At 65.4% G+C, this 26,462-nt stretch carries 20 protein-coding genes; 10 read left to right on the forward strand and 10 right to left on the reverse strand.

The genetic code is table 11. From position 1 onward, the window contains the following. Window positions 1-59 precede the first annotated feature (59 nt). Window positions 60-194, forward strand: coding sequence for a hypothetical protein (locus ACP7AS_RS07950; RefSeq protein WP_426028780.1), 135 nt, complete (start codon window positions 60-62; stop codon window positions 192-194). Here the strand turns inward: ACP7AS_RS07950 and ACP7AS_RS07955 are convergent. From ACP7AS_RS07955 to ACP7AS_RS07965, 3 genes are read right to left on the reverse strand one after another with little or no spacing between them, the layout of a single operon-like run. After that, window positions 179-2,035, reverse strand: coding sequence for an FHA domain-containing protein (locus tag ACP7AS_RS07955; RefSeq protein WP_426028332.1), 1,857 nt, complete (start codon window positions 2,033-2,035; stop codon window positions 179-181). The two genes, ACP7AS_RS07950 and ACP7AS_RS07955, sit on opposite strands and share 16 nt — an antisense overlap. 7 nt (window positions 2,036-2,042) lie before the next feature. After that, window positions 2,043-2,915, reverse strand: a complete 873-nt coding sequence (locus ACP7AS_RS07960; protein WP_426028333.1) for a hypothetical protein — start codon at window positions 2,913-2,915, stop codon at window positions 2,043-2,045. Window positions 2,916-2,919: 4 nt separating this feature from the next. Then, window positions 2,920-5,340, reverse strand: coding sequence for a cyclic nucleotide-binding domain-containing protein (locus ACP7AS_RS07965; protein ID WP_426028334.1), 2,421 nt, complete (start codon window positions 5,338-5,340; stop codon window positions 2,920-2,922). A gap of 153 nt (window positions 5,341-5,493) precedes the next feature. Between ACP7AS_RS07965 and ACP7AS_RS07970 the strand changes: the two genes are divergently transcribed. The 4 genes from ACP7AS_RS07970 to ccmI are packed head-to-tail and all read left to right on the forward strand — an operon-like array spanning window position 5,494 to window position 9,675. After that, entirely contained in the window at window positions 5,494-7,473 is a 1,980-nt protein-coding gene (locus tag ACP7AS_RS07970) for a heme lyase CcmF/NrfE family subunit (RefSeq protein ID WP_426028335.1), read from the forward strand. After that, on the forward strand, window positions 7,470-8,006 hold the full coding sequence (locus ACP7AS_RS07975) for a DsbE family thiol:disulfide interchange protein (protein ID WP_426028336.1): 537 nt from the start codon (window positions 7,470-7,472) through the stop codon (window positions 8,004-8,006). Before ACP7AS_RS07970 ends, ACP7AS_RS07975 begins: the two co-directional genes overlap by 4 nt. Further along, window positions 8,003-8,476: a cytochrome c-type biogenesis protein gene (locus tag ACP7AS_RS07980; protein ID WP_426028337.1), complete on the forward strand. Its 474-nt coding sequence runs from the start codon at window positions 8,003-8,005 to the stop codon at window positions 8,474-8,476. Before ACP7AS_RS07975 ends, ACP7AS_RS07980 begins: the two co-directional genes overlap by 4 nt. Continuing rightward, window positions 8,473-9,675, forward strand: coding sequence for a c-type cytochrome biogenesis protein CcmI (gene ccmI / locus ACP7AS_RS07985; RefSeq protein ID WP_426028338.1), 1,203 nt, complete (start codon window positions 8,473-8,475; stop codon window positions 9,673-9,675). Before ACP7AS_RS07980 ends, ccmI begins: the two co-directional genes overlap by 4 nt. A gap of 47 nt (window positions 9,676-9,722) precedes the next feature. Here ccmI and ACP7AS_RS07990 read toward each other — a convergent pair whose 3' ends face one another. The 5 genes from ACP7AS_RS07990 to ACP7AS_RS08010 all read right to left on the reverse strand — a co-directional run bounded on the left by ACP7AS_RS07990 (window position 9,723) and on the right by ACP7AS_RS08010 (window position 14,542). After that, window positions 9,723-10,766: a FecR domain-containing protein gene (locus tag ACP7AS_RS07990; protein WP_426028781.1), complete on the reverse strand. Its 1,044-nt coding sequence runs from the start codon at window positions 10,764-10,766 to the stop codon at window positions 9,723-9,725. Between the two features lie 81 nt (window positions 10,767-10,847). Next, window positions 10,848-11,480, reverse strand: a complete 633-nt coding sequence (locus tag ACP7AS_RS07995; protein ID WP_426028339.1) for a class I SAM-dependent methyltransferase — start codon at window positions 11,478-11,480, stop codon at window positions 10,848-10,850. Beyond that, window positions 11,480-12,580, reverse strand: coding sequence for a glycosyltransferase family 4 protein (locus ACP7AS_RS08000; RefSeq protein WP_426028340.1), 1,101 nt, complete (start codon window positions 12,578-12,580; stop codon window positions 11,480-11,482). The genes ACP7AS_RS07995 and ACP7AS_RS08000 overlap by 1 nt, the downstream gene beginning before the upstream one ends. 37 nt (window positions 12,581-12,617) lie before the next feature. Further along, on the reverse strand, window positions 12,618-13,538 hold the full coding sequence (locus tag ACP7AS_RS08005; protein WP_426028341.1) for a glucosamine inositolphosphorylceramide transferase family protein: 921 nt from the start codon (window positions 13,536-13,538) through the stop codon (window positions 12,618-12,620). A 50-nt stretch (window positions 13,539-13,588) separates the two neighbouring features. Then, a complete protein-coding gene (locus ACP7AS_RS08010) occupies window positions 13,589-14,542 on the reverse strand; it encodes a hypothetical protein (RefSeq protein ID WP_426028342.1) in 954 nt (317 codons plus the stop codon). Between the two features lie 296 nt (window positions 14,543-14,838). Between ACP7AS_RS08010 and ACP7AS_RS08015 the strand changes: the two genes are divergently transcribed. After that, entirely contained in the window at window positions 14,839-16,392 is a 1,554-nt protein-coding gene (locus tag ACP7AS_RS08015) for a sensor histidine kinase (RefSeq protein ID WP_426028343.1), read from the forward strand. Next, window positions 16,389-17,090: a response regulator transcription factor gene (locus ACP7AS_RS08020; protein WP_426028344.1), complete on the forward strand. Its 702-nt coding sequence runs from the start codon at window positions 16,389-16,391 to the stop codon at window positions 17,088-17,090. The genes ACP7AS_RS08015 and ACP7AS_RS08020 overlap by 4 nt, the downstream gene beginning before the upstream one ends. A 140-nt stretch (window positions 17,091-17,230) precedes the next feature. Here the strand turns inward: ACP7AS_RS08020 and ACP7AS_RS08025 are convergent, their stop codons facing one another. Both ACP7AS_RS08025 and ACP7AS_RS08030 read right to left on the reverse strand, forming a co-directional pair. Continuing rightward, a complete protein-coding gene (locus ACP7AS_RS08025) occupies window positions 17,231-18,601 on the reverse strand; it encodes a sigma-54-dependent transcriptional regulator (protein WP_426028345.1) in 1,371 nt (456 codons plus the stop codon). Further along, window positions 18,598-20,403 carry a sensor histidine kinase gene (locus tag ACP7AS_RS08030; protein WP_426028346.1) on the reverse strand — a complete coding sequence of 602 codons (1,806 nt, stop codon included), beginning with the start codon at window positions 20,401-20,403 and terminating at the stop codon, window positions 18,598-18,600. Before ACP7AS_RS08030 ends, ACP7AS_RS08025 begins: the two co-directional genes overlap by 4 nt. A 217-nt stretch (window positions 20,404-20,620) precedes the next feature. Between ACP7AS_RS08030 and ACP7AS_RS08035 the strand changes: the two genes are divergently transcribed. Genes ACP7AS_RS08035 through ACP7AS_RS08045 form a run of 3 tightly spaced genes read left to right on the forward strand, consistent with a single transcriptional unit; the run spans window position 20,621 to window position 26,434 of the window. Then, the gene (locus ACP7AS_RS08035; protein ID WP_426028782.1) at window positions 20,621-21,991 is read left to right on the forward strand and encodes a dicarboxylate/amino acid:cation symporter; all 1,371 of its coding nucleotides are present in this window, start codon (window positions 20,621-20,623) and stop codon (window positions 21,989-21,991) included. A 33-nt stretch (window positions 21,992-22,024) separates the two neighbouring features. Beyond that, the gene (locus ACP7AS_RS08040; RefSeq protein WP_426028347.1) at window positions 22,025-25,102 is read left to right on the forward strand and encodes a TonB-dependent receptor domain-containing protein; all 3,078 of its coding nucleotides are present in this window, start codon (window positions 22,025-22,027) and stop codon (window positions 25,100-25,102) included. A 54-nt stretch (window positions 25,103-25,156) separates the two neighbouring features. Next, window positions 25,157-26,434, forward strand: a complete 1,278-nt coding sequence (locus ACP7AS_RS08045; RefSeq protein ID WP_426028348.1) for a hypothetical protein — start codon at window positions 25,157-25,159, stop codon at window positions 26,432-26,434. Window positions 26,435-26,462 lie beyond the last annotated feature (28 nt).

Consider the following 26,462-nt stretch of genomic DNA (forward strand, 5'->3'; position numbering starts at 1 on the left):
AACTCAGGCGCCGTATCGCCTGGAAGGAAGCCGAGCTTCAGCAGCACCTGGTCGACATCATGCAGGGCATTCACCAGCGTTGTGTCGAATATTGCGGCGTCGCGGGGACCTCACGCGTCGATTATGTGCGCGGTGCCAATATCGCGGGCTTCAAGAAGGTCGCCGAAGCGATGCTGGCCTACGGCGTGGTCTGAACCGCGGCGACAAGCCGGGGCGGGGCGGTGACGTTCGGCCGTGGTGGACGCGGTGTCGGTTGAGACGGCGCATGGAAGCTGTGGCAGGTCTCGCAATCCGCAGGGGCGGGCGTCGGCGACCTGGCCGTCGTCTGGCCGTGGCATTCCGCGCATTCGCTGGCAGACGGCAGCAGCAGGTCGGTTGCGGATGACGACGTGGCGGCGGCATGGCACCGCGCGCAGGAAGGCTGACCGAGGCGGTCGATGCGGTGTTCGCGGACACTGTGATCAAAAGCCCCGCGACTGAGGAAGTCGTCGGGTAGACGGACGGGCGTGAAGCGAATGGTGGGCGTCCGGAAGATGGTATGGCAGTCGAAACAGGCTCCCCGTGGGCCGAAGGCACCGCCAACCGTGGTGACGGCGCTGGCACCGGTCGGCGAACCACCCATACCGGCTCCGGCCTCACCGATTTCGCCGGGCCTGCGCCGTGAGGTTCCGCCGCCGGCGAACGGTCCACGGCCTTGCCATGACAATAGAGCCGCGATGACCTGGCGCGGCTCGCCGTGCGGAAGCTGGCGCACGCCGCCAGGTGTCGCGAAGGCGAGTGAGTGACAGCTGGCGCAGTCCCTTTCCATCTGGATGGGGACGAAGCCCTTGCCGTCTGCCTTGGGACGGTGGCAGTTGGCGCAGGTCAGGGCTGTTCCATAGCCACGCCCGCCAAGTGTCTGGGCCATCCTCGCCGGGCCGCCGGAGGGCGACAGGTGAAGTCTGTGTGGGAAGGTCAGGCCGGAAGACTCGCGCGGGCGACTGTTCAGCGAGACCCGTGTGAGACCGTTTGGACCGGGCAGGGCAGGGCGGAAATTCGGGTGGCGCGCCCACGACGGGGCGTCGGCCAGATCGGTGTCCTTCAGCCGGTGCGTCAGGCCTGTGTGACACTGGACGCAGGTCTGGGTCGGGGTCAGCGTCGGGATCGGCTCTGGCGGGTGGCTGGCTGCCGGATTGCCGACGTGTTCGACGTGGCAACTGGCACAGCGCTGTTCGGGAATGTTGAAGGCGCGCCTGAACCAGGCGGTCGCCTGTCCGCCGAACTGGTCAGGCGGCGGGGCTCCCCACAGGATCCGCCCCCGCGGAGCGTGGTCCCGGACGAAGGACAGTTTGTCCGGCGAGCCTGCCTGTCGCACCGACGTTGCGGCGGCGGCCATGGCTGCGGGCGTCCGGTCGCCCGCGTGACAGGTCTTGCATGAGGCGTCGGTCACCGAGACAAACGCTTGCTGGTGACAGGACTGGCAGTCGTCCTCAAGGAAGGCATGGGCCGAGGACAATGGGCCGGCCGACCATTGCTGATCCGGATCGATCCGTGTCCTGAAATGGCCGTAGAACGCCGACAGCGGCCATAGCAGGCAGATCGCGAGGATCCCCAGTCCGAGGGTCCACGCGATTCGTCGGCGGCCGAAAACGCGCGCCTTGCGGATGACCCCACCGGCCGGCACACCCGACGAGTTTTGTCCTTCCGCGGGCTCTGCCGCCGCGAGGTTGATCAGGATCCGCCCACCGTCGCCGGCCGACAGGTCGAGAATGTGATCGCCAAAGGTCAGGCGCGGCGCGTGGCTGACATCGATATCGGCCCGGGTGACGAACCGCCCGTCGACACCGAAAGGCTCGCGTCCGGCCGAGGTTACGGTGACCCGGCCGGGTCCGGCGACCGTCAGGGTAGCGTGATGCAGGCTGACGGCCAGGTCGGGCAGGCGGATTTCGCAGTCCGCGCCGCGACCGATGCGCACCGTGTCCGTCGGCAGGACTTTCTCGCGAACGATCTCGGCCCCGCTGACGCGGCGTGTGATCTGGCGAAGAACAAGGGTCATCGGGCCATCACCAGTAGATGAAGACGCTGAAGACATGGGCGGTGATCGCCGCGATCAGCGCAATCGTGGCGGGGACGTGCACACTCAGCCAGACGCTCAGCCAGGCGCGGATCTGCAGGTGGCGGCGCACCTGGCCCAGGGCGGCAGCCTTGCGTTGCAGCAGTTCCTCCATGCGGCTCAGCATCTGCAGTTCAACGTCGGTCGCCCTGCGGCGCAGACCGGGGATACGCGAGAGTGCCTTGCGGTTTCCGCATCCACCGCGCCCACCCGACAGCCGGCGCCACAACCCGCCGCCGACCTTGCTGTCGTCCAGTGACATCTGCACCACCCGCGCCTGAACCTCGGACAACGGCTGGGCCGCTTCGTTGATCTGACGATCCAGCGCTCTGAGGGTTTCGAGCATCTGCTTCTGGGTCGTCTCGCCGCGGTTTCGGCTGAGATAGCGTGGCAGGAGCGCGTAAACGGCCACACCAAACAGGCCCGAGACGACCACCAGCACCATCAGGCCATAGGCCAGGGTGTGGATGTTCCAGCCGAACTGGAAGCCCGCATGCAGGGTGGTGATGACGAGCACGGCCAGCCCCAGATAGACGTGGGCCGAGACCCAGGCTTTCAGGGACCACTGGCCCGCTGTGATGGCGCGCTTTCGCAGGCCCAGAAGGGTCAGCCAGAGCACCAGTCCCGCCGAGATCGTGCCCGCCACATAGCCGTAGGCGCTGCCGCCGTTTGGCCGGGGCTGGACGTCCATCAGCAGATAGCCGGCGACGGCGATCACACACAGGGCACCCGCACGCGACGCCCAACGGAAATTCCGGTGGCGCAGGAAGCCCTCATGCAGGACCGCGTTCGAACGCTCGCCGGTTTTTTCCACTTTCGACAAGGGACTAATCGCCCCTGTTCATGCGTTTGACCGTGAGGAATTCCTCTGGCGATACCCGGATCGCGGCACCGGTGGGACAGGCGCGGACGCACGCCGGTCCGCCGGACTTGCCGATGCACATATCGCATTTGATCGCGACCTTGGGCGGTTCAGCACCCTTGGGTTTGTGTTTGGCGCGCCAGGCCTTGTCGGGTTCACCCGGTCCCGGTCCGACCCCGAACAGCAGCCAGGAGATCAGGTCCGGCTTGTCGGGTGGCCGCGAGTCCATGCGGATCACGTCATAGGGGCAGTTCCGCTGGCAATTGCCGCACCCGATACAGGTCTCGTCGATGAAGACCTCGCCATCCGGCCCGCGATGGATCGCATTGGGCGGGCAATCGGTCATGCAATAGGGATGTTCGCAGTGTCGGCATGAGGTCGGTACGTGCAGGTGGGCGTAGGTCCGGCCCGCCTCGCGGTCGAGCCGCGACAGACCGTCGTGGACATCGGCACAGGCCTTCTCGCAGTTGTCGCAGCCGATGCAGAGGGTCTCGTCGATCAGCAGAACATCGGTGGCCTCGCCGATGCCCTGATCGACCAGGAAGTCAGCCACGGCGCTGTACATGTCGACGACGTCGCCGAACCGGCCCTTCTGCTCTTCTATGTAGCCGTTGACCCTTCGGCGGTCAGCCATGTCGGCCCGCAGTTTTTCCTCCAGCTCCGGCTTGCGCCGGAGCAGGGCGCGGAAGCGGTCGCCGTCCAGCCGAACCACCTCCGACCGGATAGCCGCCTGGACCGTGGCGCTGCGCCGCCCGCCGTCAACCAGAGCCATTTCACCGATGTAGGACCCTGCCGGCAAATAGGACAGGAAGACCGGCTTTCCGCCGATCTGCTTTTCGACGACCATGCTGCCGGAGCGTACGACGAAGATATCGTAGCCCTCTTCGCCCTCGTTGATGATGGCCTCGCCGGTCTTGACCTGACGGATTTCTGCGGTCTCGAGCACGTCGGTCAGGTCGGCGGGCGTCAGGCCGGAACCGAACATCTGCAGGAGCTGACGTTCGGTGGTGATGCGGTTGACCGTGTCGCGCGCCTCCTTGACCGACGCCATCAGCCGCAGGGCGGCCATCCGGGGAATTTCCAGCAGGATGCTGGTTTCTGCGGCACGGACCGTGGCACCTCGGGGTCGGCCGGAAATGAGGCCGACCTCGCCGACGATGGACCCTCTCGGGATTGGAACAGTCTGGCGCTTCTTGCCGCCGCCGACCTCGACCTCGACCGATCCGGAGGCGATCCCGAACACCGAGGAGCCAACGGAGTTGCGCTTGAAGACGATGTCGCCGGCATTGTAGGCGCGGACGTCCGAGTCCAGCAGGAACTCCCGCATTTGCAGCGGCGACAGGCCGCGCAGGATTTCAATTTCCTGGCGCAGGAATTCAAGCCATTCCGCGACAGACCGATTGCCGGGCAGACCCCTGAGGCGGGCCTCGAGAATCGGCTCGTCAGCGGGTTTCAGGTCGACGGCACCACCGATGTATTCGACGACGTCATAGCCCTGGTTGATGCAGTGTTTGATCAGCGGATAGCCGGCGAGCGCACCGATGACATAGACGCCGGGCACGGTGCTTTCGAACGTCGGCGACAGCTTGGGAAAGGCTCCGCGCGCGGCGCTGGTGAACTCCAGCCCGATCGACTCGACGAATTTGCGTGGCGGAGCCGAACCCAGCCGGGCGATGACGCGGTCGCACTGGAAACGTGTCGCGCCTTCCGGTGTGTCGACCGTGATCCAGCCCGGTTCAATCAGCGTGGTCTCCGCGCTGGTGAGCAGGGTGATGTTGCCGGCTTCCTGTGCCGCCAGCAGCGCCTTGGCATTGGCGTCCTTGGCGCGGGCGAAATCAGCCCCGCGGTTGACCAGGGTCACCGTATTCCCCTGGGCCCGGTCCGCGATCAGTCCGAGGGCATTCTCGATCCCTGCGTCGCCACCGCCGACCACACAGATGTGCTCGTCGACGTATTCGGCGGGGTCATCAAGCTGATACTGGACATGGGCCAGTCTGCCGCCCTCGCAGGACATGAGGTTGGGGTTGCCCTGTGTGCCGATGGCCAGAATGATGGTCTCGGCGCGGACCGCTGACCCGTCCGACAGAGCGATGGTAAAATCGCCCTTCGCGCCCGTGACGGATTTGACTTCAGCGCGATAGTGGACGTTGACCTTGTGCTTCGCGGCCTCGCTGGACCAGGTATCGAGGATGGTCTCGCGCTTGCCGGGCTCGAAGCTGACGTCTGCGCGCACGACCAGCTGGCTGGGCGTGGCCATGATGTGTTTGCCGCGCTGGTAGCGGAAAATCGTGTCCGACAGGTGGTCTGATTTCTCAAGCAGGACATGGCTCACGCCGCGGGCAGCCGCGTGCGCGGCCGCACTCAGGCCGGCGGGCCCTGAGCCCAAGATGGCGATCCGATGGACCCCCTCCACCACGTCCCCCCCGTGCGGCACGGTGAAATCAAACGGCCACTTCTGCCGTTTCGACCCGTCCCATGTGTAGCTTTACCATAGGAACGCGCCTCGCTACAGTGGATGAACGGTTGCGGAGAACGTTGAATGAGCGCGGAAATCGGCCAGTTGGCTCTGATCCTCGCCTTCATGCTCGGACTGGTTCAGGGACTTGCTCCGCTGGTGGGAGCGCACCGCGGCGACCCGGTGCTTATGTCCCTTGGCCGAGCGGCTGCCCTGCTGCAGATGGCATTCGTCATCCTGGCCTTCGGGGCCCTTGCCACGGCCTATGTGACGATGGACTTTTCCGTCGAGCTGGTGGCCAAACACAGTCACAGCACCCAGCCTCTTCCTTACCGGTTCGCCGCCACCTGGGGTAGCCATGAGGGGTCGATGCTGCTGTGGGTGCTGATCCTCGCCCTGCACGGCGGCGCGATCGCCTTTTTTGGACGCTCCCTGCGAGAGGGCCTGCAGGCGCGGGTACTGGCGGTTCAAGGCATGCTCAGCGCCGCCTTCCTCGGCTTCTGCCTGTTCACCTCCAATCCGTTTTCCCGGCTGAGCCCGATTCCGCTCGACGGGACCGAGTTGAATCCGCTGCTGCAGGACCCCGGTCTGGTGATGCATCCGCCGCTCCTCTATCTCGGCTATGTCGGGTTTTCGGTGGCCTTCTCATTCGCCGTGGCGGCCCTGATCGAGGGACGGGTGGATGCGGCCTGGGCGCGTTGGGTCCGGCCCTGGGTCTTGTCGGCCTGGATATCCCTGACCGTCGGCATCGCCCTGGGCAGCTGGTGGGCCTATTATGAGCTCGGCTGGGGCGGCTGGTGGTTCTGGGATCCGGTCGAGAACGCCTCGCTGATGCCCTGGCTGATGGGAACGGCCCTGCTGCATTCCGCCCTCGTGCTCGAGAAGCGCGGGGCCTTGATCAGCTGGACGATACTGCTGGCCATCCTGACCTTCTCGCTCAGCATGGTCGGGACCTTCCTGGTGCGCTCGGGCGTTCTGACCAGCGTGCACGCCTTCGCCGTCGATCCGGAGCGCGGAGCCTATATTCTGGTCTTTATCCTGATCGCCACCGGCTCGGCCCTCGGCCTGTACGCCTGGCGGGCACCGGCGATGCGGACCGGAGCCCTGTTCTCGCCACTGTCCCGTGAGGCCGGCATCACGCTGAACAATCTCTTCCTGCTGGCGGCGACGGCCACGGTATTCCTCGGCACCTTCTATCCCGTGTTCGTCGATGTGTTGAACGGCGACAAAATCTCGGTCGGGCCGCCGTACTATGCGATCACCTTTGTTCCGCTGTTCGTGCCGTTACTGGTGCTGGTTGCCTTCGGGCCGATGATGAACTGGAAGCGCGACACGGCGCGGGCCGTGTTGCTCAGGCTGCGCTGGCCGGTCGTGCTCGCCACGGTCGTGGCGGGCGTCGGGCTGGTGGTTTTCGGTCTGGCCAAGGTCGGCGCGGCCCTCGGGATCGCTCTCGGTGTCTGGCTGATTGCCGCGGCTTTCATGCTGCTGGCACGACGCTGGGGACTGGGCCGCAAGGGTGCTGAGACCGGACGGCTGATCCGCACGACGCCCCTTGCCTTCTGGGCCGTCGCGGTCGCCCACGCCGGTCTGGGCGTGAGCACCATCGGCGTCACCGCCATGACCGCCTGGACGGTCAGTTCGGTCCAGACCATGGTTCCTGGCCAGACAATCGATTTCGCGGGGCGCCGCATTACCCTGGACGCCCTGGGTCAGGCGACGGGTGCGAACTATCAGGCTGAACAGGCCCGCTTCCGCGTCGAAGGAGGTGGCCAGCCGTTCCTGATCGTATCCGAGAAACGCTTCTATCCCTCCAGCCAGACCCAGACGACCGAAGCTGGAATCCGGGGCGAGGCGATGGGCAACCTCTATATCTCGGTCGGCGAGAGCGCGACCCTGGGCGCTGCCACGGTCCGACTCTGGTGGCATCCGCTGGTCGGATGGATATGGGGCGGTGCCTTGATCATGGCGCTGGGCGGCGTCCTGTCGTTGTCGGATCGCCGGATGCGGCTGGCCATGCCGGCGCGCAAGCCGGTCCCCGTGAAGACGGTGGAGGTGGTCACGTGAGGCGGCTGGCCTTCATCCTGCCCGTCGTGCTGTTCCTGGTGGTCGCCGCAGCCCTGGGCCTGGGTTTGAGGCGCGACCCCAGCATTCTGCCGTCCATGCTGATTGACCGGCCGATCCCGACGTTCGACCTCGCGGGCGTGATCCCCGGAGACACCGTGGGCCTTGCCTCCTCGGACTTCACCGGCAAGCCGGTCCTCCTCAATGTGTTCGCCTCCTGGTGCGTCGCGTGCGTCATCGAACATCCCATGCTGCTGCAGCTGCAGGCCCAGGGCGTGACCATCCACGGGCTGGACTGGAAGGACGAGCCCGCTGACGGGGCCGAATGGCTGGCCCAGCGCGGCAACCCCTATACGTTGATCGGATCGGACCCCCGGGGCCGTACGGGCATCGATTTCGGCGTCACCGGGGCTCCCGAGACCTTCGTCATCGACGGCCACGGACGGGTTCGCTACCGTCACGTCGGTCCGATCACGCCCGAGGTCTGGGCCACAATCCTGCAGCCGATGCTCGATCGACTGGAGACGGAGACATGAAACGTTTCGCGCTTGGCGTGCTCTGCGCCCTGCTGATCGCCGGGCCGGTTGCGGCGGTGCTGCCGGAAGAACAGTTGGCCGATCCCGCGCTCGAGGCCCGGGCCCGCGAGATCAGCCGGGAGCTCCGCTGCGTCGTTTGCCAGAACCAGTCGATCGATGACTCCGATGCCCCTCTTGCCGCCGACCTGCGGGCCATCGTTCGCGAGCGCCTGACGGCCGGTGACACGAACGAGGAGGCGATAGCGTTTGTCGTCGCCCGCTACGGCAGTTTCGTGCTGCTGAAGCCCCCGCTGGACCTTGAGACCATCCTGCTGTGGAGCGCCCCCCTGCTGGTGCTGATCCCCGGCGGACTGGGTATCGCGCTGTATCTGAGGCGACGCGGCCGGGCCAGTGCAGCCGAACCGATACCCTTGTCGACCGAGGAGCGGCGCACGCTCGCCGCCATTCTGAAAAACGGTGATGCGTCATGATACTGTGGATTGTCCTGACGCTGATGATCGCCCTGGCCGTAGTCGGCCTGGCCATGCCGCTGATCCGGCCCGGCGGGGCGCTTGACCGGCGTACAAGTTCCGCCGACGTTCTGAAGGCCCAGCTGGGCGATCTGGACCAGCAGGCCGAGGCCGGGACAGCGCCGCCCGAGGACATCGCGGCTCTTCGCCTCGAAGTCGAACGTCGGGCCCTGGCTGAGGGTGTCGAGACCGTGCCGACCGGTCGACCGCTGGGTGAAAAGTCTTTGATACGGCTGGCCCTGGGCTTGGCTACGGTCGTGGCCCTGGGTGGCGCGGGTCTTTACGCCCTGCTGGGACGGCCCGACCTTCCGGGGGCAGGGCCACGGACTGCGGCGACGGCCTTGCCCGCGGCTTCGGCTGACGCAGCCCACAACGGTGCCGATGTGGAGGCCATGATCGTTCAGCTTGAGGGCCAGCTCCGCCAGACGCCTACGGACGTCAACGGCTGGCGCATGCTTGGGTGGTCCTATTTCCAGACCGGGCGGTTCGCCGAGGCGGCAGAGGCCTATGGCCGGGCTGCGACGATCGAGCCGACCAATGCCGAGCATTTTTCAGCGCAGGGCGAAGCCCTGGTCCAGGCGGGTGGCGGCCAGGTGACTCCGGCTGCCTTGGCGGCCTTCCGCGGTGCCCTGCGTGCGGACCCCCAGGACCCACGCGCGCGCTATTTCATTGCCGTCGAGATGGACCAGCGCGGCGAGCGTGATGCGGCCATGACCGCCTGGATCGACCTGATCAATTCCGCGCCGGAAGGTGCGCCCTGGGCCGCCGAGGTGCGGGCATTCGTGCTGGACCTGGCGCGCCAGCGGGGACAGGATATTTCGGCCCGCTTACGGCCGGCAGCAGCAGCCACCGCGTCGGCGGTAGCACCCGCCGCCATTCCCGGGCCGTCCTCAGCCCAGGTCGCAGATGCAGAGGCGATGTCCCCGGCCGATCGCCAGGCCATGGTTCAGGGTATGGTCGGACGGCTGGAGGAGAGGCTGAGGTCTTCGCCCCGGGATCGGGATGGATGGATCCGGCTGATGCGGGCGCGCATGGTGCTCGGGGACAGCGCGGGAGCAACAGCGGCATTGCGCAACGGAATACGCGCATTCGCCGATTCCCCGACAGAACAGGCTGCCCTGACCGAGGCCGCCCGCGGTCTTCGCGTGCCCGACGCCTGACCGTATCGGGCCCGCGCAGCCGTCAATTCACGCCAGATCGACCATTTTCAACGCGGCACCGGCCCCGTGCCTGAAGGCGGGATCGGGCCCTGTTGACCCGGGACGGGGGCGCTTTGTCGACCTGTGATGGAGGTGCCCGATTGCGGGAGTCGCGAGCTTGAGGCCGGCGGGTTTCGCGGTTGCGATGTGGACCCCGGTCGGGTTGTCTGATTCCGACCCTGAGCGGGAGGCGGGCCCGAGGTCTGGCCAGAGGTCTGGCCCGAATTCGTACCCTGACTTTGAGCCGTACCCTGCGCCTTGCCTTCGGCTTGACCTGAAGCCGTGGTCTGAGGCTGTCCCTGTCCCGGCCCCTGTCCCTCGCCCGGCCCCTGCGGCCCCGGCCGTGGACCCTGGCCAGACCCGCCCTCACCGGGCGGAAGACGGGCCTCAAACCTTGCGATCGCGCTCTGCGGAAGGGTGAAAGGCTGAGACAGCCGACGACCAGAGACCAGGACGGCTTGCCCGGGTTGCCGGATTGTTACCCGTTCGCCACCCACCTCCAGATCGATTTCGCCTTCGACCAGAACGATGACGGCGGCGGTCTCGGGGTCCTGCGACAGGTCCAGCCCGACGGCGTCGCCCGCCACGACCTCCAGCGCCTCGGGCCCGACTACGCCCTCGATGATCGTGCCCCGGATACCGATGGTGGCCGTTGGCGTGCGAAAGCTCACACGCTCCCGTTCCGCACCCTGACTCCCGGACACGAATCTGAAGATGCCGCGGGCCACGGAGAAGACGGCTGAGAGCGGGTCGGGCTCTGACTCGAATGCAAACCGATCGACTGTCAGGGACGCATTTGCTCCCACCGTCAGCAGAGACCGATCCCGTAGCTCGACCTGCAGCCGACTGTCTGGACCGGTGACGATCAAGTCCGCGTAGCGAACGGCTCCACCAACGACGGAAGCGCGCCACTCCGTTTCTGCGGCGCTGCGCGTCCGAACGGTCTGCACCACGGCGGTGTTGGTTCCCACGGCTTCCTGGGCCATCGCGCATCCGCAGCCCACCCAGGCCAGGACGGCACCCAAAACGGCGGCAATAGCGCGCATTCTCATCTTCGGACTCCCAAGGCCAAGCTTCAGACTGCCCCGGTTTTGCCCGTCACCCAAGCCCCCGTCGAGGTCAGGTCGGCGTAGTCAGCCTGACGGTGCCGTCGTTGGGTCAAGCCGTGATATCGAACCTTTCCGGACCAGCGTGTCATAGGTGTGGGTGACCTCATCGAAGCGGACCCTCTTCTGCTGACCTGCGAACGATGACGGGTCACACCAAAGCCAAGCTCGACCTTCCACGACAGGATCGACGATCTTGTCGGTGTTCCAGCCCAACAACAGACGCCCCCCCGGTCTCAGGATCATGGCCATGGCCCGCATCGCCGCCAATTGCTGATCCGGTGTATCGACACCATACCCAAGCACGCCGTTGCAGATTATGGCGTCGAAAGTCATGTCAGCGAAGACTTCGTCGATGCCGCAGAGGTCGCCGGTTCGATGCCGGCCCCGCTGTCCCCATTTCTCTGCCCTCGGGTCCAAGTCGGTCGTCCAGACCTCTCCGCCTCCAGATTCCAGCGCCTTGTAGTCATCAAGCGTATAGGCCCGGCAGCCCACCCAGAGGATGCGCCCGGCTTCGGCGGCGAAGGCGGGAATATAGACATCGATCAGCAGCCGTCTGTCAGGCAACTGTCGAATGATCGCGGCGCGCCCGCGGCACCGGTCCGCGCCCGTCAGCCTGTCGAAGAGACGTCGTGCCAATCCGGGCTTTGCCGGGTCCATCAATGCGACCCGGTCGTTCGGGCTCGGGCTGCCGTGTCCAGCGCGGTCCTGAGGTCGTCGAGCTGGGCCGTCCGGATAACCGGCGAATGGTTCGCCTCAACCCATTCCTGACCGTTGCGCGCCAAGGCAACCCGCCGCCTGGGGTCGGCGATCAGCGCGGACATCGCCGCGACGAGTCCAGGCGCATCGGGCGGATCGACATAGATTGCGTGCTCGCCGCTCGCCTCGCGAAGTCCCCCCCGTCCGGAGGAGATCAGCGCGGCTCCCGCGGCATGCGCCTCAAGCGCTGTCAGCCCCAGGGCCTCGGCGACAAAGGATGGCGTCACGGCGATGGCGGCGCGGCGGGTGACGTCGATCACGGTTGTCGGCGACGCTGACCGGTGGATGTCCACACGATCGCCGAAGCGACCAAGGGCGAGCAGATGAGGCTCGGCCCAGCGCCTATGCTGGTCCCAGTCACCCAGCAGCAGGGCACCATGCCAGCCCGGTTCCAGGTCGAGGATCTGGGCGAGCGCCAGACAGAATGGTTCGAACCCTTTCTCCGGCATGGCCCGCCCGCAGAACATGATGATCGGTTCACGGTTCTCAGGTGATTGCCGCCAGATGTTGATGTCGATCGGGTTGCAGATGGTCTCGGCCTTGTCTGCGAAGCGAGGATAATCCGTGCCAAATTCGGCACGAGCCGCGTCACTGACGAAGATCAGCCGATCGAAAGCCGCCAGTCTGTTGCCATAACGGAGGCGGTCGAGCCAATGCCGAGGAGGCTTGATGCGGGTATGCCGGTAGAGGACGTGAACTCGCCCCGGCATCATTCTGGCAACCAGGGCCGCTGATTCAAGTTGTTGATGATATTCGACGATCTCGGGATTTATCCGTCCCAAGACCGTCGCGACCGCGCGGGCATGACGCGTTTTCTCCAATCCCGCCGGGACCGTCACGATGGGGACCTCGGCCGGGTGGTCGTCGCCTGCGTCGCATACGAACGTCGTTTCAGTCCGGAATCGACTGTGACCCAAGAGGGTTTGCGCGACCGTCTCCATGGAGTTGGGTTGATCGCGGCGCATCGCCGAGCCGCGGGGCATGACGATGGCTATACGCATCGAAATCTCCGCGAGGGCGGTTCGGGACACTCAGCGGTCATAGGCCCAGACTCCGCGTCCGGCGTGGTCTGTTCAGTCCGGCCGCCCTGCGCAATTTGAACAACAGGGTGATGATGGGCTGCAGGAAGGACCGACGAATGGACTTCACATCGATGAAGGTGATGTCGCCGTGGCCAGACAATGTATGCAGGCCGTCGCCGAACCCGCCGAGCAGCTCTCCGGGCTCAAATCGTATTGCAGGTGCCGCCGAAAACGCCTCGGGCGTCAGGACGTCGATGCGCAGCAGACTTAGGGCCGCGCCATAGGTTCCCGCGCAATCCTGAACCGGGAGATGAAGGGCACCGTCATACTCGAACGCCGTACCGCCGGGCCTCGAGCTTTCGAAACCGCTCCGCACGGGATTGGAAGGGTGGCTCGACCACGGCCCCATGAGGGCGGGAGCAAAGGCTATGTGCAGTTCGCGCATGGCCCGATTACCGGGACCGTGCAGGGCGTAGAACATCCACCACATCCCGCCATACCGGACGACGGTCGCGTCGATTGCGCCCTCGGGCAGGAGTTGCTGGACCGGCTCCCAATCGTCGGGGAAACGGTTGCAACGGAACAGGGTGAGGCGGCCGGACTTGTAAGCCTCGGGCAGCATGTACAGCGCGCCTGCATCCTCGATCAGGCTCGGATAAGACAGGTGGACGGCCTGGGTCAGGGCCACACCCTGTTTCAGCAGCCGGTTCGCGCCGTCATATTGGCAGTAGTGGATTTCACCGCGCCGGACCCGGTAATCGTAATTTTCCACAAAGACGGTCAGCACGTCGTCCAACTGGATGCCGAAAGGATCGGCGTCGTATCGGAAGGAGCCGCGGGCAGGCAGCCAGACGACTTCTTCCGGTCTCATGCCGCGTGACGCCGCCACACTGGCCAGCGAGCGTCTGACATAACCGGACCGCCAGATGTCGAACATCGCGCGCTAGACGCCCGGTGCCACGACGGATCTGGAGACTTCCCTGGCCGTCATCGCCATTCGGGGAGCCGGCGCATAAGCGACTGTTTCAGTTTGCGTCCGCGGTCCGCCGCGGACCTGGGCTGAATTCGCTGACAATGTCTGTGGTCGTGTCCCCAACGCTCATGCATGGCACGGTCCAGCGCAGGGTGGCGGTCGTGCTGATGAACGATCGCGCTCACGCTACCGTCCGGGTTGAATACCAGACCATTCTGGACCTTGAGTTCGCTGCCCGGGGTCATGCCGAGGGTGGCGACACGCCCGAAATTGGGCCGCACCTCTGCCTTCACCAAACCCAGATGGACAGCGAGATTGCAGGCCGCCTGGTCAGCACCGAACGCTCCGCCGACCTCGGACCGGGGGATCGCAGCCAGCATCAGCAGAGTCTTGCAGAAGCGGATAATCTCGTCGCGAGGACCGATCACTGTGCCAACGCAAATGCAGGGCTTGTGGGCGAGGGTCGCGACCATCTCGTCGCCCACGAGGGCCGAGAGATGTTTCATGTTGAAGGCGTGGTCGCCGAGGCGGCCGCCTTCGTTCTCTACGAAGACTTCCAGCCGGCGAGGGGGCGGCCCGAAAGGCTCGGCCTGAAAAATCACATCCCGCACGTCCGTCAGAAGCACATCGACCGCGTTGGGCCAGCGCTCCAGCAGGCTGCAATAGGCGGCGAAGCGCGCCATCACGGGATGCGGCTCCCAGCCCGGCTGCGAGGCCAGATGGACGGCTTCGACGCCGTGCTCGGCCAGCAGCCGGGTGACGTCGGGCCGATCATCAACCACGAGGGCGACAGGGCCGTCGAACACCGCGCGGAGTGACCGGACGAAGGGGGCAATCTGGGCGGCATCGTACCCCGTCGCATAGCCTAGAACGAGGTCCTCCGGGCCACTGAGAGATCCGCTTTCCGTCGCGCTTGAAGTAAATGCGCCTGCGAGCCAGGCAAGATAGGAAGATGATGCCCGTTTCATCGCCCGGTCATCCGCTTACCTGGTCGCGTTCAGCGAAACGAAGACGGAAAAATGGCAGCTGTAAACTGAACGGGCGTTCGCTGGAAAAAGCCGGCCACAATGGCTTATCTTCCCTCGATCTCGCAAAACTCGATATCATTGAGTGTTCTCCAAGCCAACCGATGATTGTTGGCGAGGGGAAGGGCAAGTATAGGATTTATATACGGGCGCTGAATTGGCACGCATAACATATCTGATCTTGTACCGCGCGGATCAAGGCACGAAGATATAGAATAGAGGGACGCCGGAGCTACCGAATGCCACGTTCGATCAACTCTATCGCAGGCCTCACCGCGCCCGCCGAGGCCGGACGTTCCCGCGTGGCGGTCCTCTGGCGTTTTGACGCGAACCAGCCTCTGGCATTGCAACTGATCGGCACCATCGGTCTGGTCCTCGTCGGCACGCTCATCGCAGAGCTTCTGCGTCAGAATTTCGGCCTGAACCGGCTGTCGATGTTTTTCCTCGGTTCAGTGGTCGTGTCCGCCCTGGCGTTTGGAACACGCGCCGGAGTCTTCGCCGCCTTTCTGGCCATCCTTGCGTACAATTTCAGTCTCGTGGAGCCACGCTTCGCCTTCCGGTTTGCCGGCGCAGAGCAAGCCCTTACTCTGGGGGCCTTCCTGTTTGTCGCCCTGGTCACCGGCAGCCTGGCCGGAAGGGTGCGCGAAAGCGAACGTACCAATCGGCGGCGCGCCGATCTCCTCAAGACGTTGTTTGACGCCAGCCAGGCTTTCACAATGGCCGATGGAGAGATCAGCCTGCGCCAGGTTTTGACTGATCGTCTCCAGGCGGCGTCAGGCAATGTCGCGCTGGTTATTGCGGCGCACGAGACCCTGAACGAGGACGCCGTTCCCGTTGACGGCAAATCCTCTGTTCACGGTGTGATTGACCGCAGCCGCAGATCGCCGGCCCTTCAAATTCAGGGGGAATGGCGAGCACGGCGCCTGTCAGAAGACGCTGGGCTCGGGCTTGCGGTGTGGAGGGTCGAAGAGGCAAGCGCCGCGGACGTCGCGTCCCAGGATCGGCTTTGTGAGTTGCTGATCGATCTGGCCGCTGCATCCCTGGCGCGGGCGCGTCTCGCAGACGCCAGGACAGAAGCCGAGGCCGAGCGCCGTGCCGGCCGGCTTCGGGAGGCCATTCTCGGGTCGCTCTCGCATGATCTGAGGACGCCGCTCGCAACCGTCATGGCGTCCGCGAGCAGCCTTCGCGACTATGATCAGCGGTTTGATTCAGGGACACGGATAGGCCTCGCCGATGGCATCGTTCAGGAAGCCGGGCGGCTGAACGACTATCTCGAAGCGCTGTTCAGCCTCTCGCGGATTGAGTCGGGCGATCTGACGCCCCATCTCGTGCCCATATCCGTCCGTGAAGTGATCGACAGTGTTCGGTCGCGACTCGGCTCGTTCGGTGAGACCCGGGTCACCGTCCATGAGGCAGACCCGGCCGACGAGGTTCAGGCAGATCCTGTCCTGCTTGAGCAGGCCCTGTTCAATATCCTCGACAATGTGGAACTGCACGGTGGTAAGGGCGTCGTCGCCACTGTTCAGACCCGAACGATTGAGGGCCAGGTTATGATCTCCATCGAAGATGACGGGCCGGGGGTGTCGGCGTCGGACGGTGCAAGACTGTTCGACAAATTCTACCGCGGAAGGGGGCAGCGGCCCGATGGGCGGGGGACCGGCGTAGGGCTTTCGATCAGCAAGGGCTTCGTGGAAGCCATGGGAGGCACGCTGGGTCTTGACCCCACCATCCGGTCCAGACCGGGGCTCAGGTTGTTGCTTCGGCTTCCGGTTGCCGGCAGCCAATCCATATGAGCCGGATCCTGCTCGTCGAGGACGAACTGCATATCATCAGGGCACTCACCCCCGCGCTGGTCGCAGAAGGATATCAGGTCACGGCGGCAATGAACGGCGGCGATGCGCTGGTGGCACTGGCCAGCGAAGGGTTCGATGCCATTCTGCTTGATCTCGGATTGCCGGACATTGACGGCAAGACCGTCATCGCCCGGGTCCGGGAGTGGTCGGAGGTGCCCATTCTGATCGTCAGCGCCCGACACCAGGAAGGCGAAAAAATCGAAGCGCTGGACCTGGGCGCAGACGACTACGTCAACAAGCCATTCGCCATGGGCGAGCTCATGGCTCGTCTTCGCGCCTTGCTACGGGGCCGTGACCGGCGCTTCTCGTCCCGCTCTGTCTTCAAGGCCGGAACCCTGGAGATCGACTTTTCGGCCCGTGTGGTCAGGGTACAGGGCGAACCTGTTCATCTTACGCCTCGGGAATACGATCTCATGCGCGCCCTCGCGCGTCATGCCGGGCGAGTGATCACGCACCGTCAGATCGTCGCTGCCGTCTGGGGTGGAGCGGAAATGATCGAGGCCCAGGCCGTCCGCGTCCTTGTGGCCCAGCTTCGTCAAAAGATCGAGGTTGAGCCTTCCAGGCCGCGCATCATTCTGACCGAACAGGGACTCGGCTACCGGATGCGCGATCCCGATCTGGCAGGCGATCCAGACTGACGACTTGAGCTGCGGGCCAGGCGTGGGCGCATTCGAACTCGGGAGACCAATCGCAGAGCGATCCCCTTGCCCGGTTCCTGCGAATCCTTGCGGACTCTGACAGCGGCTGACTGGCAGGCCGTTGGAGAGTTGGCGTCAGGTCAGGGCACTTTCTCGCTATGCGCACGATCCTCTCGCATACGGGTCCGATGGTCCGCCGGATTGAGCCCATGACGGGCCATCTTGTCATAAAGGGTCTTTCGGGGGATTCGCAGGTCGGCTGTCACCTGCCTGATGTCGCCGTTGTGGCGCGTCAGGGACTCGCGGATCAGTTCGGCCTCATAGGTCTGGACGCGCTGCACCAGCCCGGATTCCGACAGGGCCTCCGAGGTGAAGGCGTCCAGGCCGACGGCCACCTGACTGGCGTAGTTGGCCAGTTCGCGAATATTGCCGGGCCAGTCGTGTTCGAGAAGACGCCGACGGATGACCTGGTCGATCGCCGGCACGTCCCGTCCAAGGCGGCGCGCCGCGCGACCAAGGAAGCGCGCGAACAGGAGCGGCACGTCCTCACGTCTTTCCCTCAGCGGGGGGGTCCGCAGCCGGATCACGTTGAGCCGGTAGTAGAGATCTTCACGCAGGTCGCCTCGCGCGACGGCCTCGGCCGGATCGCCCTTTGTCGCCGCCAGTATGCGCAGGTCGAGTGCATGGGGCTCCATGGCTCCTACGGGATGAACCTCCCGCTCCTCGAGGACGCGAAGAAGCAGCAACTGGGCAGCGCGAGGTGCCAGATCAATCTCGTCCAGGAACAGGGTGCCCTGGTGAGATTGCTCGATCTGCCCTTCGCGGCGCCGGAACGCGCCGGTCGGGCCGACGGCGTCGCCCATGAGCAGGCTTTCCAGCCCGCTCTCCGGCAGAGCGGCACACGATACGGCCACGAAGGGCCGGAGTCGGCGCCGGCCGGCGTTGTGGATGGCGCGGGCGACGGCTTCCTTGCCGGCCCCGGTTTCGCCCTCGATCAGAACATCGACCTGTGCGTCGGCCAGCCGCTGGATAGCGGCACGCAAAGCTTCGACCTGTCGGCTGGAACCACCAAGCGGGATCGACCCCTCGTCGTCGGCGGCCTCTGCAGCCAGTCGGCGATTGTCGAGCACGAGCGCCCGCTTCTCCAGCGCCCGCCGGGCCGTCTCGATCAGCCGCTCCGGGGCAAACGGTTTGGCGAGGAAGTCGTAGGCCCCGCGTTTCATGGCATCGACAGCCTCCGAGATGTCGCCGTGGCCGGTCATCATCACGACCGGTAAATCCGGATCCAGAGCATTCAACCGCTCGACCAACTGACGACCGTCGAGACCGGGCATGCGCAGATCGGTGACCACGATCCCCTCGAATCGCCCGGTGACGGTTTTCAGCGCGGCCTCTGCCGACGCAAAGGGGACGACCGCAAACCCATCCAGTTCCAGCCGCTCGGCAAGGGCCTCGCGGAAGGCGTCGTCGTCGTCGATCAGGGCGACGCGGTTCAGGTTCCGGAAGCTCATGCGGCCCTCGCCAGACGGATGACGAAGCGCGCGCCCGTCGGCGACGGCTCGAGAGCCAACTCGCCGCCGAACGCCGCGACAATGTCTCTGCTGATGACGAGGCCGAGACCGAGTCCGTCGCGCTTGTCGGTCGTGAAGGGCGTGAAGAGACGTTGCTGAACCGCCGGGGCTACGCCGGGCCCATTGTCTGTGACGTGGATGACGACCGTCTCGCCCTTCGCTTCGACCCCCAGCTTGATCGAAGGCCCGGCGACACCATCGAGTGCCTCGATCGCGTTTTGCAGCAGGTTGAGAACCACCTGTTCCAGCCGGTTCCGCTCAGCCCGGACGGCCAGACCCGCCGGCCCGCGGCGGCGGCCGAGAGTGATGCCCTTTTCTCTAAGCCGCCCTGCGACGAGCAGCAGAGCGCCGTCGATGGCCGCGTCGACGCCGACAGCTACGGTCTCGGACCGGGTCTTGCGGGCAAAGGCCCGGAGCTCGTCGGTAATGATCCCGACGCGCTCGGTCAGCCGGTCGATACTGGCCAGCGAGCGAAGAGCGCCCGCGCTGTTTTCGCGGCGAAGCTGAACGGAGGCGCTGTCGGCGTGGGTCCGGATGGCGGCGACCGGCTGGTTGATCTCATGCGCCACCCCGGCCGCAATCTGGCCCAGGGTCGCCAGTTTGTTGGCCTGGATCAACTCGTCCTGCAGGTCCTGCCGGACCGACTCCAGCCGTCGCCGCTCGTCGATTTCGTGGTTCAGAAGGTCGTTGGTGGACCGCAGTTCCGACGTCCGCAGATCAATCTGACGCTCCAGCTCAACGCGAGCCTGTTCGGCTTCGCTCGCCCGCGCGCCGGCGCGCTGGCGACGCCGCAGCAGGATGCCGGTCAGCGCGGCCAGCAAGGCCACGCTCAGCGCGCCGAGCCAGCGCGCGACGGCCACCGCTCGCAACACCGCGTCGCCTGCCGGCGAGAGCAGGGTCAGCCGCCAGCCAATATCGGGGATCGCGTCCGATGCGACGGCGTACAGGTCTTCAGGAACGTCGGACGACGTGCGCACCACTCCACCCGCCTCTGCCATGAAGGGAAGGGGGGGCGGGATCATTGTTCCGGCTGTCTGGGTCGCCGCGAGTCGCCGTCGCAGGTCCGCAGACAGCGGGCGAGCGGCGTGAAACCGCCAGGCGGGCACCGTTGTGATCAACACCACCCCGTCGTCACCGGTGACATAGGTCGGCTCGCCCGAGGCACGCCATTCGGCTTCCAGCGCGCCGAATTCAACCTTGGCCACAATGACACCCAGCGGTCGGCCCGAGGGCCCGTCCACCCGGCGGGACAGGTACAGGCCTGGTCGACCGCTGACCGTGCCGAGAGCGAAGAACGTCGCCTGGCCGTCCCGCATGGCATCGAAATAGTAGGGACGGAAGCGATAGTCCGAACCCACGAAGCTGGTGGTCTGGCGCCAGTTGCTGGCCGCCAGGGTGATGCCGTCCGCATCCAGGGCGTAGATGGCCGCCGCCCGTACCTCTCTCGCGAGGGACTCGAGCTTTCGGTTCAGCCGCAATGTGTTGGCGGCATCCGGCCGGTCCAGAAGGCGCGTCAGGTCCGGGTCCTGGGCAAGGACCAGCGGCAATGATCGATGACGTTCCAGTTCGCTGCGAAGCACCGCGGCATGAAGAGCGCTGGCGGTCGTGGCCTGACGTCCGGCCGAGGCTCTCGCCTCCTGGCGGGCGAGTTCCCCGCTTGCCGAAATGACCACTGCGGCGACGAGAAGCCACAGGACCGCGAAGAGTCGCCATTGAGTCGTTGTTGGCACAAAACCTCGCATGGCTCGATAATGTGGATTTGCGCACAAATGTCGATCGATGGTGTGCGGATTATCGCACGATCAAACTCGACGGACGAAGCAAGACTCAAAAAAAGCCTGACAATTCAAATTTTATGGCGACCTGTACGCCTCGCTTGTCGGCCTTCCCGAGATGCCGATACTGACCTCAATCGCGCCGTTCAGAGCGCTGTGGCGACCGGTGCTGCCCACTGGCACCATGGGAGGTCTTTTGTTGCAACCAGCCGCTTCAGCCGGTGTGGCCGTCGTGCGACGTCCGTTCTATCGCAGCCTGTACTTCATCGTACTGCTGGCGATCGTCGCGGGCGGCCTGATCGGCCATCTGTGGCCCGATTTCGGCCAGAGCCTCAAGCCGCTCGGCGACGCCTTCATCAAGCTTGTGAAGATGATCATCGCACCGGTGATCTTCCTGACCATCACGACCGGCATCGCAGGCATGCGCGACCTGAAACAGGTGGGCCGGGTCGCGGCCAAGGCCTTCGCCTACTTCCTGGTCTTTTCCACACTGGCTCTGATCATCGGCCTGGTGATCGCCAATGTGGTCCAGCCTGGGCGGGGGCTGAACATCGACCCTGCCACCCTGAACGCCGGCGCCGTGGCGCAATACGCCACAGCCGCGCACGAAAGCAGCATCACAGGCTTCCTGACCGGGATTATCCCGAACACGCTGGTCAGCGCCTTCGTCGACGGAAACATTCTCCAGACCCTGTTCGTCTCGATCCTGTTCGGCATCGCCCTGGCCATCGTTGGAGAGCCCGCCGCGCCTGTGACCCGCGCGCTGGATGCACTGAGCCAGGTGGTCTTCAAACTTGTGGCGATCCTGATGAAGGCCGCACCGATCGGGGCGTTCGGTGCCTTCGCCTTTACGATCGGCGCCTATGGTCTCGGTGCCATCGCCAATCTCGCGGCCCTGATCGCGACCTTCTACGTCACCTCGCTGGTCTTCGTGATCGGCGTGCTGGGGCTGGTCTGTCTGGCCAACGGCTTCTCGATCTTCCGGCTGATCGCCTATCTCAAGGAGGAGCTGTTGCTGGTGCTGGGCACCTCCTCGTCCGAGGCGGCTCTGCCCAGCCTGATGCAGAAGCTTGAGCGTGCCGGCGCACCCAAGTCGGTCGTCGGCCTGGTCGTGCCCACCGGCTATTCGTTCAATCTGGACGGCACCAACATCTACATGACCCTCGCCGCCCTGTTCATCGCCCAGGCGATGAACATCGAACTCAGCCTGCAGGACCAGCTTCTGCTGCTGCTGGTGGCCATGATCAGCTCCAAGGGTGCCGCGGGTATCACCGGGGCCGGGTTCATCACCCTGGCCGCGACGCTCGCCGTCGTGCCGGGCGTGCCGGTGGCGGGCATGGCGCTGATCCTCGGCATCGACCGTTTCATGAGCGAGTGCCGGGCGCTGACCAATTTCGTGGGCAATGCGGTGGCGACCCTGGTCGTCGCCCGCTGGGAGGGGGAACTGGATCGCGAGGCGCTGCACGCGGCGCTCGGATCCGGCCCCAAGGCCCTGGCTGCGCCGCCTGATCCGGCAGCCGGACCGGGTGATCGAGACGCCGTAACGGCCGACTGAGAGCGGCCGAAATACAAAGGGGAGGGAGATACCATGAGGATCAACCAGAAGAGCGTGCTGCTCGGAAGTGCGGCGATGCTGACGTTGCTCGCCGCAGCGCCCGGGGCTTGGGCGCAATCCGCGCCATCTGCGCAGTCGCAGGCCGAGGCCGCCCAGGCGGCCAGCAACCTCGATGACGTCGTGGTCGTGGGCTCGCAAATTCGTGGGGCCAAGGTCAATGCCGCCTTGCCGGTGACGGTCGTCACCGAGGAACAGATCCTGGCGACGGGGGCCGTCAACGGCGACGACCTGCTCCGCTCGATCCCGCAGATGGGCGACGTGCTGTTCAGCGCGGCGAACAATCCGCAGACGTCGAATGCGGCCCGTGGTGACGTCAATTCGGTCAACCTTCGCTCGCTCGGCGTAGGCAACACACTCGTGCTCCTGAACGGGCGACGGATCGTCACCCATCCGACCAGCCAGGGCACATCGGACACCGGAACCGTGCCGGTGCTGAGCTACAACTCCAATGCCATCCCGGTGTCCGGAACCGGTCGCGTGGAGGTGCTGCTGGACGGTGCCGCGGCCATCTACGGTGCCGACGCCGTAGCCGGCGTGGTCAACACCGTGCTGCGCGACAATTTCGACGGTCTTCGGATTCACACCCAGTACGGCGGTGCGGAGAGCACCCACCTGCGTGAATGGAGCACCAACATTTTCGCCGGCAAGAATTTCGACCGCGGCAACATCTCGGGCTTCGTCGACTATACCGACCGAACCGCATTGCGGGCCGAAGACCAAGACTATACGGCCTCGGCCAACCTGCGCAGCCTGTTCGTCAATGAGCCGGGCTTCGAGACCAGTCTTGATCCGGATGCACGGGCGACCCGCGGACCCTGGGCCAACCTGCAGGCCCAGACCACGACCACCATCCGTCGGAACGGTACGGCCCTGACGACCTCGGCCGGCTTCTTCCATACCCAGCCGACCAGCTTCGGTTGCGCCACCGCGATCGGGCCTGACATCTGCATCGCCACCGGCAATGCCTCGTCCACCGGCATCCAGCGTGAACTCCGGTACGATACCCAGACGGGCACAACGGTTGCGCCGGAAGTCCAGCGCCTCAACCTGTTCCTGACCGGCCGCTATGAACTGAGCGCCGATGTCGAGGCGTTTGGTGAGGTCGGTTTCTACCAGGCCACGACGCAGAACATTCAGCCGCCGACCATCAGCCTGAACGCCATCTGGATTCCGGCTTCCAACTACTGGAATCCGTTCGGCCCGGTGACCTTTGCCAACGGCCAGGCCAATCCGAACCGTCTTTCGGGCCTGACCGGCGTGCCGGTCGGTGGTCTGAACGTGCGGTTGGGCAACTATCGTTTCAATGACGCCGGCTTCCAGATCGTCGACGTCGAAAACTACCAGTCGCGCTTCCTGGGCGGCCTTCGCGGCGAGCGCTGGGGCTGGGACTGGGAGTCGGCGCTCGTCTACTCCGAGGCCGAGGCGACCGACACGTCCAACGCTGTGAACATGACGGCGCTGCAGGCCAGCCTGGCCTTGTCGACCCCGGACGCCTATAATCCGTTTAACGGTGGCTGCGTCGCCAACACCTCGTTTGGTGACTGCACACCCAGCTCCCAGGTCGCCATCGATGCGATTTCGACCGAGCTGACCCGCGTGTCCCGCACCACCCTGACCATGGCCGACTTCAAGATGAGCCGCCCGGACCTGATGGAGCTGCCGGGCGGGCCGCTGGGCGTGGCGTTCGGTGTCGAGTTCCGTCACGAGACCCAGAGCGATGACCGTGATGCCGACCTCGACGGCACCAACACCTTCACGGACCGGATCGATGGCGCGGTCAGCGTCTCGAACCTGTCGGCGGTCAGCTCGAACCCGGACACCGAGGGCAAACGCGACGTTTCGTCGGCCTATCTCGAATTCGCCGTGCCGGTGGTATCGCCCGAGATGCGCATCCCGCTGGTCCATAACCTGGAGTTCCAGGTGGCCGGCCGGTACGAGCACTACAGCGATTTCGGCGACGTGGCGAAACCCAAGATCGCCCTGGCTCTGGACTTCTTTGATGGTCTGCGCCTGCGTGCCTCCTATTCGGAAGGGTTCCGGGCCCCGAACCTGGAGCAGACGAACGCCACCACCTATTCGCGGCTTGCGACCAATAACGACTATCTGCGGTGCGAGGCTGATCTGCGCGCCGGGCGGATCACAACCTTCAATGCCTGCGCCCAGTCGGTCAGCTATTCGCTGCTCGTATCGGGCAATCCGGACCTCAAGCCGGAGGAAAGCACCAACCAGTCCGTCGGCCTCGTCTTCCAGCCCCGGTTCCTGCCCGAGTCCTTCGGCGACTTCACCTTCACGGTCGACCGCTGGCGCATCCAGCAGGAAGATATCGTCGGCCTGATCGGCGGGCAGACGGCCGTGGTCCAGGAATACCTCGCCCGACTGAGCGGCTCGTCCAATCCGAACGTGGTCCGCGCCGCGCCTAACAGTGACGACGTTACCTTCTTCGCGGGAACCGGCATTGCGCCGGTTGGAGCGATCCGGAGCGTCAGTGATCGTTTCGTCAATCTGCTGCCGCAGGACGTGCAGGGGGTCGATTTCGCGGTGCTCTGGCGACTGCGGGATACGCCGTGGGGCAATTTCAGCGCCCAGGTGAATGTGGCCCAGCTTCTCGAGTTCAACCGCGATGCCGGGCCGACTGTTGAGGCCCTGGCCGCGGCCCGGACCGCCGGCCAGATCAATGTGGCCACACCCTTGCCCATCACCAGCGATCTGCTGGCGCGCAACGGCCGCCCCGAGTGGAAGGCGTCCAGCACCCTGACCTGGAGCCAGGGACCGGTCCAGATCGGAGCCTTTGTCCAGTACACCAGCGCCGTGAATGAGACGGGCTTCCTCAGCACGACAGGGACGCCCTGGGTCGTCGAGGCGCAGACCACCGCGAACCTGTATTTCCAGTACGAATACGAAGGTGCCGGGCCTGCGGCGGACACCCGCATCCGGGTGGGGCTGCGCAACATCACCGATGAAGCGCCGCCGCTGACGTCTTCCGGCTATCTCGGATCGCTGTATCGGCCCTACGGTCGTTACTGGCACGCCAGCATCACCAAGACGTTCTAGGACGGAGACCGGCGCGCGGGGTCCGCGCGCCGGTCCATTGATGGGAAGTTCGGCATGAGACGATTGGCACTCGCCGTCCTGACGTTGACCGGTGTCCTTGCGGTCAGCCCGGCTCGCGCCCAGGCTCCCGAACCCGCCGGCATCGCCTGTCCGGCCTCGACGGGGCCCTCGACGCGCTGTCTGTCCGGCCAGGACGCGAACGGGGCCTGGTATGTCATCGCCATGCCCGCGGACTGGAACCGCCGGCTGATCGTTCATGCGCACGGCGGGCCGCGCACCGGCGCGCCGGAGCCGGCGGATCCGCTCGAGGACCTCGACCGCTTCTCGGTCATGGTGCGGCAGGGGTATGCCTGGATCGGCTCAACCTACCGCCGCGGCGGCTATGGCGTTCGCATGGCCGCCGAGGACACGGACAACAGCCGCCGGATCTTCTGGTCGATCCATGGACGACCGGAGCGCACCCTTCTTCACGGCCAGTCCTGGGGCGGCAATGTCGCGGCCAAGGCTGCGGAACTCTACGGCCGGGCCGATGACGGGACGCTGAACTATGATGGTGTCTTGCTGACCAATGGTGTCCTGAGCGGAGGCACACGGGCCTATCAGTTCCGGGCCGATTTGAGGGCCGTCTATCAGTATGTCTGCGGCAATCATCCGGCCGCGACGGACCCGACCTATCCGGTGTGGCAGGGCCTGCCTGCGGGGGCGACGATGACCCGGGCCGAACTGCGCCGCCGGGTCGTGGACTGCACCGGCATCGGCCTGTCCGCCCGCGACCGCACGGCGGCACAGGGGCGGCGCAAGCGCGAAATCCTGGCGGTCACAGGCCTCCAGGAAGACGAACTGATCGCCCACATGACCTGGGCCACCTTCCTGTTCCAGGATCTGGTTCAGCTCCGGCTTGGCGGACGCAACCCGTTCGACAACAGCCGGACTGTCTATGCCGGTTCGTCCGATGACGCCGCGCTGAATGCCGGTGTCGAACGGTTCTCGGCCGATCCGCAAGCCGTGGCCATGCTGGCCCACGATGCCGATCTGACGGGGCAGATCCCGGCCCCGACCCTGACGATGCATGCGCTTCACGATCCGACGGTTTCGTATGAGGCCGAGGCGATCTATGCAGCGACGGTCGCCGCCGTGGGCCGCTCTGGCCTTCTGGTCCAAGTCGCGACCGACGAGGACCAGCACAGCAAACTGACCGATGCCGGATACCTGACATCGCTGACCGCCCTCGAAGCCTGGATCGACAGTGGTGTCGCGCCGGACCCCACACGTTTCCAGGCGGATTGCGTCAGGGCGCACCCGACGCGGGGAGCCTGCCGCTTTCTTCCGTGAGCACAGGCCGTCAGTCCTGCACCGACCT

The organism is Brevundimonas sp. TWP2-3-4b2 (assembly GCF_049897345.1).
Classification (GTDB): domain Bacteria; phylum Pseudomonadota; class Alphaproteobacteria; order Caulobacterales; family Caulobacteraceae; genus Brevundimonas.

Coding starts and splice junctions, on each gene's coding strand:
- ACP7AS_RS07980 (WP_426028337.1), top strand. CDS start 8,003: ATGAAACGTTTCGCGCTTGGCGTGCTCTGCGCCCTGCTGATCGCCGGG.
- ccmI (WP_426028338.1), top strand. CDS start 8,473: ATGATACTGTGGATTGTCCTGACGCTGATGATCGCCCTGGCCGTAGTC.
- ACP7AS_RS07990 (WP_426028781.1), bottom strand. CDS start 10,766: ATGAGAATGCGCGCTATTGCCGCCGTTTTGGGTGCCGTCCTGGCCTGG.
- ACP7AS_RS08010 (WP_426028342.1), bottom strand. CDS start 14,542: ATGAAACGGGCATCATCTTCCTATCTTGCCTGGCTCGCAGGCGCATTT.
- ACP7AS_RS08045 (WP_426028348.1), top strand. CDS start 25,157: ATGAGACGATTGGCACTCGCCGTCCTGACGTTGACCGGTGTCCTTGCG.
- ACP7AS_RS08015 (WP_426028343.1), top strand. CDS start 14,839: ATGCCACGTTCGATCAACTCTATCGCAGGCCTCACCGCGCCCGCCGAG.
- ACP7AS_RS08030 (WP_426028346.1), bottom strand. CDS start 20,403: ATGCGAGGTTTTGTGCCAACAACGACTCAATGGCGACTCTTCGCGGTC.
- ACP7AS_RS08020 (WP_426028344.1), top strand. CDS start 16,389: ATGAGCCGGATCCTGCTCGTCGAGGACGAACTGCATATCATCAGGGCA.
- ACP7AS_RS08005 (WP_426028341.1), bottom strand. CDS start 13,538: ATGTTCGACATCTGGCGGTCCGGTTATGTCAGACGCTCGCTGGCCAGT.
- ACP7AS_RS07995 (WP_426028339.1), bottom strand. CDS start 11,480: ATGGACCCGGCAAAGCCCGGATTGGCACGACGTCTCTTCGACAGGCTG.
- ACP7AS_RS08025 (WP_426028345.1), bottom strand. CDS start 18,601: ATGAGCTTCCGGAACCTGAACCGCGTCGCCCTGATCGACGACGACGAC.
- ACP7AS_RS08000 (WP_426028340.1), bottom strand. CDS start 12,580: ATGCGTATAGCCATCGTCATGCCCCGCGGCTCGGCGATGCGCCGCGAT.
- ACP7AS_RS08040 (WP_426028347.1), top strand. CDS start 22,025: ATGAGGATCAACCAGAAGAGCGTGCTGCTCGGAAGTGCGGCGATGCTG.
- ACP7AS_RS07970 (WP_426028335.1), top strand. CDS start 5,494: ATGAGCGCGGAAATCGGCCAGTTGGCTCTGATCCTCGCCTTCATGCTC.
- ACP7AS_RS07955 (WP_426028332.1), bottom strand. CDS start 2,035: ATGACCCTTGTTCTTCGCCAGATCACACGCCGCGTCAGCGGGGCCGAG.
- ACP7AS_RS07950 (WP_426028780.1), top strand. CDS start 60: ATGCAGGGCATTCACCAGCGTTGTGTCGAATATTGCGGCGTCGCGGGG.
- ACP7AS_RS08035 (WP_426028782.1), top strand. CDS start 20,621: ATGGGAGGTCTTTTGTTGCAACCAGCCGCTTCAGCCGGTGTGGCCGTC.